The sequence below is a fragment of the Flavobacterium sp. genome, from assembly GCF_039595935.1.
In the GTDB taxonomy this organism is placed as follows: domain Bacteria; phylum Bacteroidota; class Bacteroidia; order Flavobacteriales; family Flavobacteriaceae; genus Flavobacterium.
In genome coordinates this window covers 2,677,486-2,695,314 of record NZ_JBCNKR010000006.1, presented here as the reverse complement: position 1 = coordinate 2,695,314, position 17,829 = coordinate 2,677,486, and the positions used below count along the sequence as shown (strand labels likewise).

The window sequence follows — 17,829 nt, the reverse complement described above, 5'->3', positions numbered from 1 at the left end:
CGGGTTTGAAATATGTGAAATAAACTATTTTAAACTTAAATTTCCAGTTCGTAATCCTTTCGCGGAAGCGGATAAAATAACTTCTTTGGTATTATCTTCTTTTTGGATAATGATTTGAGCGTAACCATTAAAAAGCTTTCTTTTGTAAGGTTCAGCAGGTGTTACAACCTGAATAATTCCGGGATCGGTATTCATAACGTCCCAGTCTTTTATTTTTTGAAGTGGTTTTGCTGCGATATGAATTGTGTTTTTACCTTCTTTTAAAATTGCCGAATCTAAAATATACTTTTGAGAATCATCAGCACTTGGATTTACTTTATTTCCGTTAACGAAAACTACGGTTTCAACCCCAATTTTCTTGTAAAAGAAACTCACAATATTTGAAACAGCATTATTCTTCAAATCAAATTCTCCTTTATAAATATAAGACGGTGCCTGATTTTTATAATCACGATCTTTAAAAGCTGTTTTCCAGTCGTTTTCGGGATAATTTGGTAATTCCTGAGGCAAATTAGCTTCTGAACTTTTTTGTTCCTGAAAATTCGTTATTTGAACCAATGAAAGTACATCATGAAACTGATCTTTTTCTAATGAAGTTGGATCGCCATTTCCTACCCCTAAAATTTTTCCGCCTTTTATAGAAAAAGTAATTTCATTGTTTGAAGTTGGAACATGAAGTCCGTTTTTATCCGTAACCTCAACCGTAACGACCGTCGTTTTTGAATTTGGAATATTTTCTTTATCTGCAGAAAGCTTAATATTTTCTGCTTTTTCTGTAGTCTTTTGAATTACTGTTAATACTTTTTTCCCGTTTTTATATCCAATCGCTTCCAAAGTTCCCGGCGTGTATTTTACTTTCCATTCCAAATGACTGTTTTGTTGCATTTTCTTTTTTCCGAGACTCTTTTTATTTAGAAAAAGCTCTACTTCATCACAATTGGAATGTACCCAAACGTCGATTTCTTTGCCTTCCATTCCGTTCCAGTTCCAGTGTGGCATAATATGCAAAACAGGTTTGTTCCCCCACCAAGATTTTAGATAAAAAACATTGTCTTTCGGGAAACCGCAAACATCCATCATTCCGAAATAAGACGTAACCGAAGGCCAGCCGTAAGGCGTTGGTTCGCCGCGATAATCAAAACCTGTCCAAATGAACATTCCGGCCAGATATTTTCTTTCGGCATAAAACTTCCAGCCTTCTTCAATACTGTAAAAACTCGGGCGGGGCTTTTTATCGTAAGCACTTTGATAATGTTTGGCATCATCTGTAAAATAAATTCCGCGTGTTGCAAAAGTCGAACCTTCTTCTGTTCCCATGCCGGGTTGGTTTTTAAACTGACTGCGATGTGCATCAATATCGCCGTTTCCGAGATAATTATAACCCATAATTTCAACAACAGATGAAATTCCGCTTCTAAACCCGCTGCTGATTCCTACCGTTACAGGTCTTGTCGGATCGATGCTTTTGGCATAATTCTGCATGACATTTGTAATACGTTCGCCCACAATATTGCCTTCAATATTCCATTCTTCATTTCCAACCGACCAGCAAAAAATACTCGGATGATTTCGGTCGCGCTCCATCATTCGCTTTAAATCATTCAAATGATAATCGTTAATTCCCATTAAACGTGTTTCATCAATAACGAGCATTCCCAATTCATCACAGGCTTTTAAAAGTTCAGGCGTAGGCGGATGATGTGAACAACGGTACGCGTTTGAGCCCATTTCTTTCAGCTTTTTAATTCGGTAATACTGAATTTCATCTGGCAGAGCTGTTCCAATTCCCGCGTGATCCTGATGATTATTTGTTCCTTTTAATTTCAAAGATTTTCCGTTTAGAAAAAAACCGTTTTCAGGATCAAATTTAATTGTTCTGATTCCGAAAGGCGTTTCATAACTGTCAATTATTTTTCCATCTTGTTTAATCTGCGTAACTAAACGATATAAATTCGGAGATTCAATACTCCATAAAAGCGGATTTTCTACATATAATTTTGAACTATGCGTAATTGTTTGATAAAATTCCGGAGCTAATACATTTTCAGAGAAATTGGCTGCTCTTTTATTTGCTTTGTCAAAAACAGTCTGAATAATTTCAATCGATCCTTTGTAATTTCCTTTATTTTCAATCGTCACATCTGCAATAACATCAGCTCCGTTGTTTTTAAGTTCAGAAGTTACATAAGTTCCATTTGCTACAACATGAATTGGATTTGTTTTCTGCAGATAAACATGTCTGTAAATTCCGGCGCCTTCGTAAAACCAGCCTTCTTCCATCGAAGCATCGGCACGAACTACAATTGTGTTTTCGCCGCCATAATTAACATAAGCCGTTACATCGTATTCAAAACCATTGTATCCACTTTGTTCTGTTCCTAGATAATAGCCGTTAAAAAATACTTTTGAATTTCTAAAAACACCGTCAAATTTTAAAGAGATAATTTTTCCATTATCTGTTTCGGGAATATTAATTTTCTTTCGGTACCAGCCAATGCTTTTTTCCGGAAAACCTTTTCCGGCGGTTTTAAATCCGTGACTGAAACTTCCTTTTTCACTAAAATCCTGTTCAACAGCCCAATCGTGTGGTAAATCTAACTTTCGCCAGGCGCGGTCATCAAAATCTTTTGCCGCCGGACCATCACCAAATCCGGTTTTGGTTAAATAAGAGAAATAACCCTCTGCATGTCCGAAATCTTTTTGTGTATCATATATGTGACCGAATGAAAAACGCCAGTCTTTATCTAGTAAAATTTGTTCTCTTTCTGATTTATTCTGAGCCAAAGACAAACTGGAAATCACAAAAACAGAAAGTAAAAGAGTTCTTTTTAAGGAATTCATTTTCATAAAAAAGCGGTTAGGTAAAGTTAGAAGGCTAAAATTATGATATAAAAACGACTTAGCTTAATAGTATTTTGTCAAAAACTGCACAATAACGTTCTGCAATATGCCTGAAAATGGTGCTTAAAAATTTAGAATCATTCTATTGGCTATACTTTTTAAAATGATTTTTAATTGATGTAATTTTATATAAAAATTTCAAAAACAGAGAGTATATGAGTGTTATTAAAGATGAAAAAAAGCTTCTTAGCACCATTAAACGTATCGATGAAAAGATCGATAAGAATAATGATCAAAAGATTTTGGCCTTTTTTGAATCTCTTGGATTAACAGAAAGAGAGGACGTTCCCAAGAATTTTCTGGATTGGGACACGATTCTTATTATCGTACCCGACCGCCACATTTCGCATGAATTAAAATACTATAAATTCTCTATATCAAGACTTTTCTTTGTAACAAATCCGTATGCAGATCAAATTCATATTTATGATTTTGACCAATGGAAAAACGTTACCCGAAATAAAACACAATTTCAGATAAGAGAAATGATGAAAACGAATTTTGGCGGTGTCAGGAAAACTACAACAGAAAAAGATTAATCATTTTTATGATTTAAATCAAAAGTCCATTTCAATCGATTTGGACTTTTTTTTATGTTTTTAAATATCGCAAATCTGTTTTTCAAATAACGAAATACAGTTTTTTTTCTCTGTAATACATTTAAAATCATTAAATTTCAATGCCTCAAAACAAAGGCATATTCATTGCTTATTCTTCAAGCAAAATGTTCTTTAATTTTTTAAAAACTTCATTTATGGAAACAAAATTCGATATCGTTGTTATTGGTTCTGGTCCGGGCGGGTACGCTTCGGCAATTCGTTGTTCACAATTAGGTTACAAAACGGCTCTTGTAGAAAAATATAAAGCGCTGGGCGGAACGTGTACCAACGTAGGCTGTATTCCCACAAAAGCATTACTCGACAGCACAGAACATTATCATACAGCTGAAACCAAATTTGCAGCTCACGGAATTCTAACTGGAAAATTGGATTTAGATTTTCAACAGTTAATTAAAAGAAAAGGTGAAGTTGTAGAGCAGAATATTGCCGGACTTAACTTTTTAATGAAAAAAAATAAAATTGAAGTTTTTGAAGGAATTGGTTCTTTTATCAATAATTCAGAAATCAGTGTAAAGCATAACGACGGAAATTCTACTAAAATTTCATCTACTTATTTTATTATTGCAACAGGCTCAAAACCAGCTACAATTCCCGGAGTTGAGATTGATAAAAAACGTATTATTACCTCAACAGAAGCACTTTCATTACCCGAAAAACCAAAAAGCATTATTATTATTGGCGGAGGCGTAATTGGTGTTGAAATGGCTTCTATTTATGCCAGAATTGGTGTTGAAATTACTATAATAGAATATTTTGACAGCCTGATTCCAACTATGGATAAAGACCTCGGAAAAGAACTTAAAAAGATTTTTACCAAACAAGGCATCAAAATTTTATTAAGTCATAAAGTACAATCTGCTAAAAATAATGGCAAAAATGCAACGGTAAGTTTTTTAGATGCTTCTAATAATCCCCAAGAAATTACAGCCGATTATTGTTTGGTTGCTGTTGGAAGAAAACCCTATACAGAAGGTTTAGGCTTAGAAAATACTAATATTGAAGTCGATCCAAAAGGCCGAATCGTAACTAATGAAAAACTGCAGACAAAAGTCGAGAATATTTATGCTATTGGCGATGTTGTTGCCGGAGCCATGCTGGCACACAAAGCGGAAGAAGAAGGCATTTTTGTCGCCGAAACTATCAACGGGCAAAAACCACATATTAATTATAAATTAATTCCCGGCGTTGTTTATACCTGGCCTGAAGTTGCTTCTGTGGGTTATACCGAAGAAGAACTGAAAGAAAAAGGAGTTGAATATCGTGTTGGAAAATTTCCTTTTTCGGCCAGTGCACGTGCAAGAGCAGCTATGGAAAAAGAAGGTTTTTCAAAAATTTTATCTGATCCTAAATACGGTGAACTTCTGGGTATGCATGTAATTGGTCCGCGAGCAGCCGATTTAATCGCCCAAGGTGTAATAGGAATGGAATATGAAGTTACAGACGAAGATATGTTCAGAATTTCATACGCTCATCCAACTTATTCTGAAACCCTAAAAGAAGCTTATATGATTGCTTCCGGTCAAGGAGCTATTAATATTTAGCTTTTGTTTGTTTCAGGTTTTAGGTTTTAGGTTATTTGTAGCGACTAATCTTTGTCAAAGTTTGAAACTTTGACAAAGATATTATAACGTGAAACTTGAAACTTGAAACCTGAAACAAACAAAAACTCAAAATAATCACTGAGCTGTCAGCAAACTATTAACCATATCTTCTAAAGCTTTTCCGTGAATATTTTTAGCCAGGATAATTCCGTTTTTATCTATTAAAAAGTTTAACGGAACTGATTGAAGCATATAAGCTCCAACAACCGGAGACTGCCAGTATTTTAAATCACTTACTTGTATCCAAGGCAATTTTCCTTTTGCGATTGCACCTAACCAAAGCGGTTTTTTAGTATCCATCGAAACGCTGTAAATCGAAAATTTATCTGGATAAGCAGCATACAATTTTTGCAAAGTCGGCTGTTCTTTTATACAAGGTCCGCACCACGAAGCCCAAAAATCAATTAAGGTTAAAGAACCTCTTAAAGATGAAAGTGCTACATTTTCTCCTTTCGTATTTGGCAGATCAATTTCCGGAGCGATATCTCCAACATCAACGCCTACAACCTGTGCTTTTGTATTGGTAATTACACAACATAAAAATGCTAAAATTAGTAGAGTTTTTTTCATAAATGATTAAGTTTATTGGTTTGGGGAACATTTTTAATACATAAAACAAATATAGGATTTCTCTACCTCTATCATAAAATTATGCTAAAAATATTTTTCTTAATTGGTATATCGGGAAAAGTCGATATATTTGCAACATGGAAAATATAGAACTTTTTAAAGCCTTGTCAAACAAGTCCAGACTGCAAATGCTGGAGTGGCTAAAAGAACCTGAAATAAACTTTCCCGGCCAGCTTGAACATGGCGGATTTGAACACGGTGTATGCGTGGGACAAATTCAGGCCAAAGCCGGTTTGACACAATCAACCGTATCAGAATACCTGTCTATTTTGCAACGCGCGGGTTTTATCGAAGCCAAACGTGTTGGACAATGGACTTATTATAAACGTAACGAAGGTGCCTTTGAAGCACTCAGTAAATTAATTCAATCTAATTTGTAAAATTACTATGAGTACAAACAACCTGTTTTCGCCATTTAACCTGAAATCGTTAAATCTGAAAAACCGAATCGTAATGGCGCCAATGACGCGCTCTTTTTCTCCAAACGGAGTTCCAACTGATGATGTAGCAGCTTATTACCAAAAAAGAGCTGAAGGAGAAGTTGGTTTAATATTATCTGAAGGAACTGTTATCGACAGACCTTCTTCATCAAATGATGCAAATGTTCCGCATTTTTATGGTGAAACATCTTTAAACGGATGGAAAAAAGTTATTGACGGAGTTCACGCTGCGGGCGGAAAAATGGGACCGCAGATCTGGCATATGGGAATTATGGATAATCACCATTCAGGATGGGTTCCGCCAGTTCCTTTTGAAGGCCCTTCTGGATTAAACCGTCCTGATTTTAGAAACGGTGTTGCCATGACCGAAAAAGATATCGAAGATACCATTCTTGCTTTTGGTAAAGCTGCGGCTGATGCTAAAAGATTAGGTTTTGATACGATCGAAATTCACGGTGCGCACGGTTATTTAATCGATCAGTTCTTTAGAGCTGAAACTAATTTACGTGAAGATATTTATGGTGGAAAAACTTTACCGGAACGTAACCGTTTTGCTATTGAAGTTATCAAAGAAATTAGAAAACAAGTTGGGAATGATTTTGCGGTTATTATGCGCTTTTCTCAATTTAAACCTTCTGATTACAATTATAAACTAGCTAAAAATCCACAGGAATTAGAAGCTTGGCTTACGCCGCTTGTTGATGCCGGAGTTGATATTATACATGCTTCGCAACGCAGATTCTGGGAACCTGAATTCGAAGATTCTGATTTGAATTTTGCAGGATGGGCTAAAAAAGTAACGGGAGCTCCAACTATTACAGTAGGTTCTGTTGGTCTTTCAAGTGATTTCTTTGGTGCTTTTGCCGGAGAAAGTTCTGAACCAACTTCTTTAGAAGAACTAAACAGACGTTTCGACAGAGGCGATTTTGATTTGGTTGCTGTTGGTAGACCTCTTTTATCTGATCCTAGCTGGACTGCTAAAATTAAAGCAGGAAAAACTGATCAGTTAAAAGGTTTCAGTAAAGAAGCTTTGGGTGCATTGGTTTTAGAATAATTTTTTAAGATGCTAAGGTTCTAAGATTCTGAGGTTCTAAGTTTTTTTATTTACCTCTATAGATTTTTAGAATGAAGTTAAATACAAAAGGGATAAACAATTATGTTTATCCCTTTTTTGAATATCTATAACTAACAAATTAGAAATTCAATATTTTTATGGCAGTAATTAAGGCTTTACTTAAAATCTCTATCAAAGTAATTTATATCCTAGAACCTTAGTTGCTTAGAACCTCAGAACCTTTCTTTCTCTGAAATTTATTCTGAAGCCAGTTCCTAACAGGTTCGTCATATAATTTTAAACATAAATACGCCAATAAAATACTAGCTATTAAAACTCCTATTCCTAATGGATAACCTTCCTGAAGAGAGACTTTATTATCGACAACCCAAGCTGTATACCAGTAAATTAATGGATAATGTGTAATGTAAATAGGATACGAAATATCGCCTAAAAGCTTACAGATTTTAGCTGAAAATGGACTTTTAATCTGTCCGCCTGCCCCTATTGCAACGATAACCGGAAAAACTAAAATGATGCAGAAAGATTCGTATAAACCGTTTATCCATAAAGTGTCTTCATTTCCAAATCTTGGCAGTGCCAAAACAATTGTGATTAAAATACTGCAAACCCAGAATGCACCTTTTATGTGAATTAGTTTTCCTAAACGGGAAAGCAAAATTCCGGCAAAAAACGGATATAATAATCGGGTGAATCCAATATTCATTTGTTCCAGATTTAAAGACCACCCGCCTATAACATCGCCTTTGGGGCCAAAAACCGTGTAATTAATTAACAGTCCGGCAAATATCAGCACGAAAACTGACAGCACTTTATTCGAAAATCTGCGAAAAATTAGGGCGTACAAGATGTTTGCGATGTATTCGAAAAAAAGTGACCATGCCGGACCATTTAAAGGATGCATTTCTCCCCAGCCTCTGATTTCCATTGATGGTGGAATTGGCAGAAGAGTGAAACCTATAAGCATTGTTACAATTACTTTCCACACTTCCATTCCTGCAATTTGTGGAAACAATATATCTGAGGCCTGAAAATAGTAAAATACAGCACCAATGATCATTCCCATAATTACCATTGGCTGAAGGCGGATTAATCGGCGTTTGTAGAATTCCCATTGCGTCATTTTCCCCCAACGGTCGTCATACGCATAAGCGACAACAAATCCGGATAAAAGAAAAAAGAAATCAACGGCTAAATATCCGTGATTGATAATTTGTACAAAACGATTTCCTCCGCTAAATGATTCAAAAATGTGAAAGGTAACAACTAATATAGCCGCAACTCCACGCAAACCATCCAGAATTTCGTAATGTTTTTTTGCTTTAATATACATTTGGTTGATAGTTTATAGTTGGTGGTTGATGGTTAATTCATAATTAACCATTAACAATTATTACTGGTGATTTTTAAGCCATTCTAATCTTCTTTGATCTGGCAGATGTTTTACAGAGAAGTTTTCGAATTTAGCTTCAAAACCTTTTCCGTCAGGTGATGCAGCCATTAATCCAACCATAACAGGAGTATTATCTTGCAAAGGCGCATTTCTTGTCATGATATAATTTTTATCATCAAAAGAATAAAAGACCTCAACAGCATCCAATCTTCTCACAACTTTAATCCATACGAATGGCGGCGCTTTTTCAAGAGTTAACACGCTCCAATCGCTTTTATCGTGTGTTACAACGGTGCTGATATTGAATTTTCCGTCAACAAATTCTACTCCTGTTTTAATGTAATTTTTTTCGTCAACACGGATCATTAAACCCATTTGGTCAAAACGTGCGATATAATTTCCGGTAATTTTTACTTTAGCTTCAAATTCTCCGCCGTAAGTTGCATAATAAAACGGTGCATCATCAACCGTGAATCCATAGTGAGAAATTCTCCAGTAATCGCTGTTTGCTGTTACATTCATGACTAAGGCATTGTTTTTAATTTCCCATTTTTCAGGTTCATTAAACCATTGCATTTTTTCAAGGCTTTGTGCTGAAATTTTTTGCGCTAAAAACAAAAAAACGACACCAAGTACAATTTTTTTCATAGTAAATAATTTAAACAATAAAGTTTTTATCTTTTCACCATTAAGATATTAAGGATCATTAAGTAAAGCTTATTTTATTTCTTTGAACACATTAAGAAATTAAGTTCAAAGCTTAATTAACTTAATATCTTAATGGTAAAAACATCTAAACGGTAAAACTCAAAAAGCAAAGCTGCAACTTTTTACACTTGCAGCTTTACAACCAACCAAATTTAGAAATAATGAAATTATTGAAGTGAGAAGCCCACTTTAGATTTTATATCAGTTGAAGATGCACCAACGATTGCTTCAAAAGCTCCCGGTTCTGCAACCCAGTCGTGTTTTTTATCATCGAAGAAACTTAAAGCCGTTTTGTCGATTGTAAACGTAACTGTTTTCTCTTCTCCTGCTTTTAGGGCAACTTTTTCAAATCCTTTTAATTCTTTTACCGGACGAGGTAATGAAGATTTTAAATCGCTGATATAAAGCTGAACAACTTCAGATCCTTCTCTGTTTCCGGTATTTTTTACCGTTACAGAAAATGTGATTTTATCATTGCCTGACATTTGTTTTTTGTCAGCAGTTACTTTTCCGTATGCAAAAGTCGTATAGCTTAATCCGTGTCCAAAAGAGAATAATGGTTTTATTTTGTTTTTGTCTGCCCAACGGTATCCAACAAAAATTCCTTCATTATATTTTACTTCGTCTCCGCCCGGGAATTCTCCTAAAGCGTGTGCTCCGTTATCAGATAATTTTACTGGGAAAGTGAAAGATAATTTTCCAGAAGGATTTACATCTCCAACTAAAACTGAAGCCAAAGCATTTCCTGCTTCTGTTCCTAAAAACCATCCCTGAACAATTCCCGGAACTTCTTTTACCCACGGCATTGCTACTGCATTTCCAGAAATGTTTACGTAAACAATATTCTTATTTACTTTTGCTAATTCGCTGATTAATTTATCCTGACCATAAGAAAGTTCTAATCCTTTACGATCGTGTCCTTCATCATCCTGATTTGGAGCTTTATTTAAACCTCCAATAAATAATACAATATCAGCATCCTTAGCTACTTTTAAAGCCTCAGCAGTTAATTCAGCAGGAGAACGTTTTTCTTCTAAACTTACTTTTGCAACCACTCCGTTATAATTACTTGTTGGGTCTCCCACATAACCACGAGCGTATACAATTTCAGCCTGATTGCCAATTCTTTTCTTTAAACCTTCAAGCGGCGTAATTTCGTAACGTGCTTTTAGAGAAGAACTTCCTCCCCCAACAGTCATCATTTTAATAGCATTTTCTCCAATTACAGCAATCTTTTTAGTTTTAGAAAGATTGATTGGCAGAATATTATTATTGTTTTGTAGTAAAACAATTCCTTCCTGAGCGATTTTTAAACCTGCTTTTGCGTGTTCTTCTGTTCCAAAAGATCCAAAAGGACGATTTCTATCCATTGTAGTAAGGAAAGCCAAACGTAAAACACGACGTACTTTTTCGTCTAATTCTTTTGTTCCAACTTCACCTTTTCTGATCATTTCAGAATATGGTTTTGCTAAGTAATAATTGTCATATGCATTACTTGTTCCCCATGAAAGTCCGTTTGTCCAAGAACCAAATTCCATATCCAAACCATTATGAATGGCTTGTTTTGTATCATTTACTCCTCCCCAGTCAGAAACTACAACTCCTTTAAAGCCCCATTCTCCACGAAGAATATCGTTTAATAAATATTCGTTGTGGCAGCATTGCTGACCTTTATATTTATTGTAAGCTCCCATAATCGCCCAAACTTCACCTTCTTGTACAGCCGCTTTAAAGGCCGGAAGATAGATTTCGTACAAGGCACGATCATCCACTACAACATTTACAGTATTTCGGTTTGTTTCCTGATTGTTTAGGGCAAAATGTTTAACGCAGGCAGCAACTCCATTTGACTGAACTCCTTTAATATAAGGAACCACCATTTTTGAAGTTAAGAAAGGATCCTCTCCCATATATTCGAAATTACGTCCGTTTAATGGGCTTCTGTAAATGTTAACTCCAGGTCCTAATAGTACGTTTTTGTTTCGGTAACGTGCTTCTTCTCCAATTGATTTTCCGTATAAAGAAGCTAATTCTTTATTCCATGTTGAAGAAAGTGCCGTTAAAGCCGGAAATGCAATACAAGAATCATTTGTCCATCCTGCCTGATCCCATTCGTCCCATTTTACTTCAGTACGAATTCCGTGTGGTCCGTCGGTCATCCAGTTTTCCGGAATTCCTAAACGTTTTACACCAGGTGAACTAAATTTAGACTGCGCATGAATTATGGCAATTTTTTCTTCGGTTGTCATTCGCGAAAGCGCATCTTCTACACGCTCATTAATTGGCTTTTTATCATCAAGATAAACCGGAACTTTATTTTGTGCATTCAATCCGAATGAACTCAATAAAACTAAAACAACGATTGTTTTAACGTTTTTAAACATAACTATTAATTTATTTAAGCATTCAATTTTTGGTAGAGATACAAGTGGTCAATTGTACCTTTAATAATATTGTAAAGCTAAAACGTTATAGTTCGTTTTGAATTTTTAAACGAAAAAAAGTAGTGAATTAAAAATTTAAAATATTGACTATCAGTTTTTTAATAAAAAATAAACATCAAAAAAAGTAGTGATTTTAAAACGAATCTTTAGATTTTCAACGTAATTAAACCGATTTTCATGACCATTTCTTCAAAATCATTTCTCGAAACGGCAGCTTTATTTCTGGCTCTTGTTCGATAATTGTAAATTGTACTTAAAGAGTAACGAAGAAAGGCTGCAATTTTTACGCTGTCGTTAATTCCTAAACGAATTAAAGCAAAAATTCTAAGCTCGGTATTGAGTAATTCTCCTTGTTTTAAAACTACTTGTTCTTCTTTAATTAAAAGCGCATTGAAGTCTTTTACAAAAGTTGGATAGAGATTCAGGAAAATAATATCAAAGTTTTTATACAATTCTTCCAATTCAGTATCAACCAAAGTAGTTGATTTTAGCATTTTGTAGATTTCGTCAAATTGTTTTGCCGTTGCTTTTTTATTTAAAATGATGCGGTAATTCTCCAGTTTATTAATGTAAGTTGAACAAAGGCTGAAAAAATGCGCAATATATTCTTCTTTAATATGATTTGACTCTGATAATTGTGCGTTACGTTCCTGTAATTGATTATTAGTTTCGGTAATATCCTGATTTAATTCGGCCAGTTTTTGACTCGTTTCATACAATTCTCCACGAATTCTCGAAACTTTTTTCATTTGTTTGTAAACGTAAATTACAGCAATGATCAAAAATACCGAAAGAATACTGATACAGATTAAATACAACTGCAATTCGGTTTTTCGTTTGGCTTCTTTTTCTAAATAAACAGTATTAATGATCGAATAAACTTCTGACATTAAAAGCGTTCGAAACTGCACATTGCAATAAAGCGCATCTTCAATAGCCGATTGTGTAAGTTTATAAGCCATGTCGACATCTTCTATTTCATAAAAAACTAAAGCCAGTTCCTGCAGCGAAGCATTGTCCTTATTGGCATTTTTAATATCTGCAGTTGCAGAAAGCGCATAATACTTTTTTCGTAATTCCAACTGATGTGTATGCTCATAAATACTTCCAAGTAAATATGTTATCATGGCATATTGCGGATCTGCTTCTTCAGTATTTTTTAGCAGATTCATTAAATCTTTTTGGGCACCAATAAGTTTTTTATGATACATATCGTGCTGAATTTTATTGATTTTGTAGTTCATAGATTTTGGATCTAAAACCATCAATAAAGAATCACGGTATTTTTGAATCTGCTCTAAATAATGTATGCTGTAGCTGTTTGCGGCATAATGTTCGAAAAATTCGCGATAGGAAACATAATAATTCGGAAGCAGCGATTTTGACAATTTATTTTTGTCAATACTTTTTAAAATCGCTTCTGATTCGCGGTATTTTCCGGAAGATGAATAAAGGGTAACTAATTGAAGATTGGCTAAATCGGCTAAATCTTTGTCATGAAGTTCATCGGCAATTTTCAAATTCTTTTTTACATATAAAATAGCTGAATCTGAATTGAATTTTTGGTATTCTGTATATAACGTTTTGTTGTAATTGTACTCCTGCTCTTTCGTTAAATTTTCAGATTTGATTTTCTTGAAATTGAGAATTCTTTCTTCTTTTAACTGAACATAATGTTCTTTGTTTTTTAGCGCCAGATTTAATTTGTCTATAATATCATCCGTACTTTCCGAAGCAAAAACCGGAAAGCTGATCAACATTATTAAAAGTAACAAAAATGATTTTTTCAACTGAGTAAAAATAAATGAAACGTACAAATATAATAAAGTGTAAATAGAAAAATGAATTATTTATCAGATCAGAAAAATAAACGGAAACCTGGTATTGTTTTCATAATTTTGTTTGAACTGAATTTTTAATTTAAACCTATAGAAAATGCCAAATTTCATTATTGACTGCTCAGAAAATGTATTACGATTAAAATCTGCAGATGAAATTATGCAGGAAGTTTTTGATTCAGCTTTATCTACCAGTCTTTTCACTGCGTCTGAAATTAAAGTGAGAATAAATTCTTTCTCCTATTATAACAACGGTGGCACTTTAGATGATTTTATTCATGTTTTTGGATACATTATGGAAGGACGAAATGAAGAACAAAAAAACAATTTATCTAAAATAATTGTAACGAAATTAAAAAGTATTCTTCCTGAAGTGAAGTCAATTTCTATGAATATTGATGATTTTCAAAAGGCCGGTTATTTTAATAGTAAAATGATTTGATTTTGTTTTTTAGTATAAATAAATTTATTGCATTATTTAATTGTTATAACAAAAACATCAAACACAATCTTGTCATTCTGAGGAACGAAGAATCTTCGTTAGTAATTCCGTAAACAAAATCGACAATCTTTGTCGAGTCACTTACGAAGATTCTTCGTTCCTCAGGATGACAAACTTTGCGTTATAAATCAAACTTTGTCAAAGTTTAAAACTTTGACAAAGTTCCTCTAAAAACTTACAAACCTTATATCACTTATATGGTTTAAAAAAAATTACACCGCAATTGGCGCCGCCAGACAACTCTCCGGAATATCAAAAGCGTTTACCAATGCAACCGCATCCGGGCGAATATCCCAGCAAAGCTGATTGACAATTTTACGGACTGCTTTGGTTTTCACAGCTTCCATATAACCGTCTTCAAGATACCAAGCTTTGTTTTTTTCTATCTGCGAAAGCGCATATAATTGATATAATTTGGTTAAAATATTTTTTGAATTCTGATCTTCAATCGCTTTGATTGCTTCCTGAAATTGCTCTAAAACAATACGTTCTAAATACGCCTGCGCAACGTCAATCATTTGATGCTGAACCACATTAAAAGCATCATAAGCTTCTAAACCACCATCAACTAATTTCTTTATACGTCGCGCTGCCGAAGCCAGAATTGTTTTTTCTCTGTGAACAAAAGCCTGTAAATGAAATTCGCCATCCAATAAATGTTCGTCATCTGACCTTCTTGTTGCGATTGGATTTTTTTCTGTAATCGCCGTTTTGGCATTTTCATAAACATAATTGATGATGCCCAAAGATCCCATTTCTCCAAAAGATTTTCTAAATTCAGACAAACGGTTTTTGGCCACTAATTGCATTAAAACGGTATTATCTCCTTCAAAAGTGGTGTAGATTTCAGTATCATTTTTTAAAGCATCGATTCGGTTTTCAGATAAATACCCTTTTCCACCACATGCTTCACGACATTCTTGCAGAATATCTCTTGTACTCCAGGTTGAATAAGATTTCATTCCAGCTGCAAGCGCTTCGATTTCCTGCATTTCTGCTTCTGTCCTGTTCAAAAATCTTTTCGTCAGATATTGAAGTGCAAAATGAACGGCGTAGGTTTTAGCCAAATGCGGCAACAATCTGCGCTGATGCATTCTGTAATTTAAAATCGGAACTTCTGATCCGCCTTCAGGGCCAAATTGTCGACGTTGGTCGCTGTAGCGAATGGCAATTGTCAATCCAGATTTGGCTGCAGCCAAAGCCGAACGCGGAATCCCGATTCTTCCTCCAACCAAAGTGCCTAACATGGTAAAAAATCTTCTGTTATCACTCGGAATCGGACTTTCAAATTCTCCTTTCTCATTTACAGATGCAAAACGATCGAGCATATCTTCTTTCGGAATCACAACATTATCAAAACTTATTGTTCCGTTATCAACTCCGTTTAAACCCATTTTATGTCCGCAATCGCCTATCGTAACGCCTTTTACGACATTTCCGTTTGTATCTCGTAACGGTACTACAAAAGCATTTACGCCATAATCATGTCCATCGATAATCAGCTTTGCAAAAACTGTTGCTTTTTGTCCGTGAACTGCTGCGTTTCCGATATATTCTTTTTGGGCATTTTTATTTGGCGTATGAATCGTAAAAGTCTGATCGTTATGATTGTAAGTTGCTGTAGTTTCAAGACCTTTTACGTTAGATCCGTGATGTGTTTCGGTCATGGCAAAGCAACCCGGAAGTTTTAAAGAACCAATATCTTTTAAGTATTTTGCATAATGTTTTTCTGTTCCAAGAGACTGAACGCTCATTCCCCAAAGTCCAAACTGAACTCCAAATTTTATCACTAAACTTAAATCGTGATAACTCAGCGTTTCCATAATGGCAAAATAATCTTCTACATTTCCTCCGCCTCCATATTCCTTTGGATAGGCCATGTTTCCTAAGTTTTCATCGGCTAGAATTTTACACCAATTGTAAACCGTTTGACGAAAAATATTAATATCTGTAGAAGTTTCATAAGCAAATTCAGGTCTTGAAATAACTTCCTTAACTCTTTTTATAATTGGTGCTTCTTTTCCGTCCAGAAATTCGGTTATTTTTTTAATATCAAAATTGCTGGTGGTCTGCGAATTTGCAGTAAAAGAACCGGCTTTTGTTTTGAAGTTTTGAAGTGCTTCTTCGCCTAAAATTCCGAGGTCATTTTCGAGTTTTGTAAAATCTGATTCTAAGGATGAAATATCCAAATCTTTATCTGAAAGAGCTACAGCAATATCAAAAATAGATTTTATGGATGACTTATCCTGAATGCTTTTTTCGATGTCCAGTTTCCATTGCGCAACTTCATTTCGCGAAGGCGGATTTGAAATGTCTACTTTAGAAAGCAGATATTCCTGTTCTTCGGCAGAAAGTGCTTTTTGGGATTTTATAAATTCCTGTAATGTGGCAAATTCTTTTTGAGTCAAAAGATCATCAGACCACACTAAATAAAATAACGGAGTAAAGGCTTGCAGCTTGGCTGGTTTCATATAATAGAGATTCGGTTATAAATTATTTATTTGCCACAGATTACACAGATTAAACGGATTTTTTTTGTTGAAGATTAGCCACGAATTCACGAATTTTATTTATTTGACAATTCGTGAATTCGTGGCTAAAAAAATCATTTTACTGCATAAAAAAGCAGGAATGAAAAATACTCATTCCTGCTTAAAAATCCTGTTAAGATTCTCGTAATTTTATACCTTAAACCAATAAAAATACAGAGTTACTTTATTGAGAATCTTTAGAGGACAGGATATATTTCTGTTTTATGGCAAAAATATGATTGGAATTAAAAACTAACACTGCAATAAAAATAATGCCATAAGCACTGATTTGCAAAGCGCTGATTTTTTCGTGATAGACAAAATTTGCCAATAAAAAAGCAATCATCGGATTAATGTTTAAAAGCATTCCAACGGTCGATGAGTTGATTCCTGAAAGTGCGTACAGGTTTAGAAACAACGGAATAATCGTAAATGCAATTGCGATGGTTTCTATACAGAAATAAAACTTAAATTCGGTTGGGATTGGTCCGCTGTATTCCGGATAAAACGGAAATAAACATATCGCTGCCAATGTAATATGAAACGTGAGGACAATAAATCTGTCAAAAGCTTTATTAACTCTTTGACTCACCAAATAACAAGCGTAAGTTAAACCAATAATAATACTGAAAAACATATCCATAATATCGGCGTAAGATAAAAGCAGACAACCAAAAATGCTTAAACCAACTGCCAGCCATTGCGTTTTTTCCAGTTTTTCTTTTAATATAAAAAAGGCTAGCAAAGTAGTCAAAATTGGGCATACTAAATACGCCAAAGAAGTTGCTTTAACACTAACATGATTCATTACATAAATAAATGTAAACCAGTTTGCCATTAAAAAGAAGCTTCCGCCGATATTCAATAAAACAGCTTTTTTCTTTTCTGAAGAAGATAATCCTTTGAAAATATTTAGAGTTTCCTGCAATGCTTTTCTTTTAAACAAAAATGTTATTAAAAGCATTAAAATACTGCAGCTAAAAACACGATAAAATAAAATATCGAGTGCAGGATAATCGTGAATAGGTTTTAAAACCAAACTGAAAAATCCCCAAACGGTGTAAGCGGTAATAGCTGCGATATAATATTTTGTTGGTTTCACGACTGTTTTTCTTTTATTTTTTTGATGAAACAAATTTCTAAAAA

The 17,829-nt window shown here is 34.4% G+C and carries 13 protein-coding genes; 5 read left to right on the top strand and 8 right to left on the bottom strand.

Features of this window, described 5'->3' with window-relative positions:
- Positions 1-24 precede the first annotated feature (24 nt).
- Positions 25-2,847 (bottom strand): beta-galactosidase GalA, encoded by a 2,823-nt coding sequence (gene galA, locus ABDW27_RS21420; RefSeq protein WP_343697757.1) that lies wholly within the window; start codon positions 2,845-2,847, stop codon positions 25-27.
- 209 nt (positions 2,848-3,056) lie between these two features.
- Between galA and ABDW27_RS21415 the strand changes: the two genes are divergently transcribed.
- Both ABDW27_RS21415 and lpdA read left to right on the top strand, forming a co-directional pair.
- Positions 3,057-3,440 carry a hypothetical protein gene (locus tag ABDW27_RS21415; protein ID WP_343697756.1) on the top strand — a complete coding sequence of 128 codons (384 nt, stop codon included), beginning with the start codon at positions 3,057-3,059 and terminating at the stop codon, positions 3,438-3,440.
- A gap of 215 nt (positions 3,441-3,655) precedes the next feature.
- Positions 3,656-5,062: a dihydrolipoyl dehydrogenase gene (gene lpdA / locus ABDW27_RS21410; protein WP_343697755.1), complete on the top strand. Its 1,407-nt coding sequence runs from the start codon at positions 3,656-3,658 to the stop codon at positions 5,060-5,062.
- Positions 5,063-5,197: 135 nt separating this feature from the next.
- Here lpdA and ABDW27_RS21405 read toward each other — a convergent pair whose 3' ends face one another.
- Complete coding sequence (locus tag ABDW27_RS21405; protein WP_343697754.1) at positions 5,198-5,692, bottom strand: TlpA disulfide reductase family protein; 495 nt, start codon at positions 5,690-5,692, stop codon at positions 5,198-5,200.
- 137 nt (positions 5,693-5,829) lie between these two features.
- Here ABDW27_RS21405 and ABDW27_RS21400 point away from each other — a divergent pair, with 137 nt between their 5' ends.
- A complete protein-coding gene (locus ABDW27_RS21400) occupies positions 5,830-6,132 on the top strand; it encodes a metalloregulator ArsR/SmtB family transcription factor (RefSeq protein ID WP_073414322.1) in 303 nt (100 codons plus the stop codon).
- Positions 6,133-6,139: 7 nt separating this feature from the next.
- Complete coding sequence (locus ABDW27_RS21395) at positions 6,140-7,246, top strand: NADH:flavin oxidoreductase (protein WP_343697753.1); 1,107 nt, start codon at positions 6,140-6,142, stop codon at positions 7,244-7,246.
- 217 nt (positions 7,247-7,463) lie between these two features.
- Here the strand turns inward: ABDW27_RS21395 and ABDW27_RS21390 are convergent, their stop codons facing one another.
- The 4 genes from ABDW27_RS21390 to ABDW27_RS21375 all read right to left on the bottom strand — a co-directional run bounded on the left by ABDW27_RS21390 (position 7,464) and on the right by ABDW27_RS21375 (position 13,572).
- Complete coding sequence (locus ABDW27_RS21390; protein ID WP_343697752.1) at positions 7,464-8,600, bottom strand: acyltransferase; 1,137 nt, start codon at positions 8,598-8,600, stop codon at positions 7,464-7,466.
- Positions 8,601-8,660: 60 nt separating this feature from the next.
- Positions 8,661-9,308 (bottom strand): DUF1349 domain-containing protein, encoded by a 648-nt coding sequence (locus tag ABDW27_RS21385; protein WP_343697751.1) that lies wholly within the window; start codon positions 9,306-9,308, stop codon positions 8,661-8,663.
- A 227-nt stretch (positions 9,309-9,535) separates the two neighbouring features.
- A complete protein-coding gene (locus tag ABDW27_RS21380; protein ID WP_343697750.1) occupies positions 9,536-11,752 on the bottom strand; it encodes a glycoside hydrolase family 3 C-terminal domain-containing protein in 2,217 nt (738 codons plus the stop codon).
- Positions 11,753-11,958: 206 nt separating this feature from the next.
- Entirely contained in the window at positions 11,959-13,572 is a 1,614-nt protein-coding gene (locus ABDW27_RS21375; RefSeq protein ID WP_343697749.1) for a DUF6377 domain-containing protein, read from the bottom strand.
- Between the two features lie 175 nt (positions 13,573-13,747).
- Here ABDW27_RS21375 and ABDW27_RS21370 point away from each other — a divergent pair, with 175 nt between their 5' ends.
- Positions 13,748-14,092, top strand: a complete 345-nt coding sequence (locus ABDW27_RS21370; RefSeq protein ID WP_343697748.1) for a 5-carboxymethyl-2-hydroxymuconate Delta-isomerase — start codon at positions 13,748-13,750, stop codon at positions 14,090-14,092.
- 272 nt (positions 14,093-14,364) lie between these two features.
- Here the strand turns inward: ABDW27_RS21370 and ABDW27_RS21365 are convergent, their stop codons facing one another.
- Positions 14,365-16,623 (bottom strand): acyl-CoA dehydrogenase, encoded by a 2,259-nt coding sequence (locus ABDW27_RS21365; RefSeq protein ID WP_343697747.1) that lies wholly within the window; start codon positions 16,621-16,623, stop codon positions 14,365-14,367.
- A gap of 244 nt (positions 16,624-16,867) precedes the next feature.
- On the bottom strand, positions 16,868-17,785 hold the full coding sequence (locus ABDW27_RS21360) for an EamA family transporter (RefSeq protein WP_343697746.1): 918 nt from the start codon (positions 17,783-17,785) through the stop codon (positions 16,868-16,870).
- Positions 17,786-17,829: the final 44 nt, after the last annotated feature.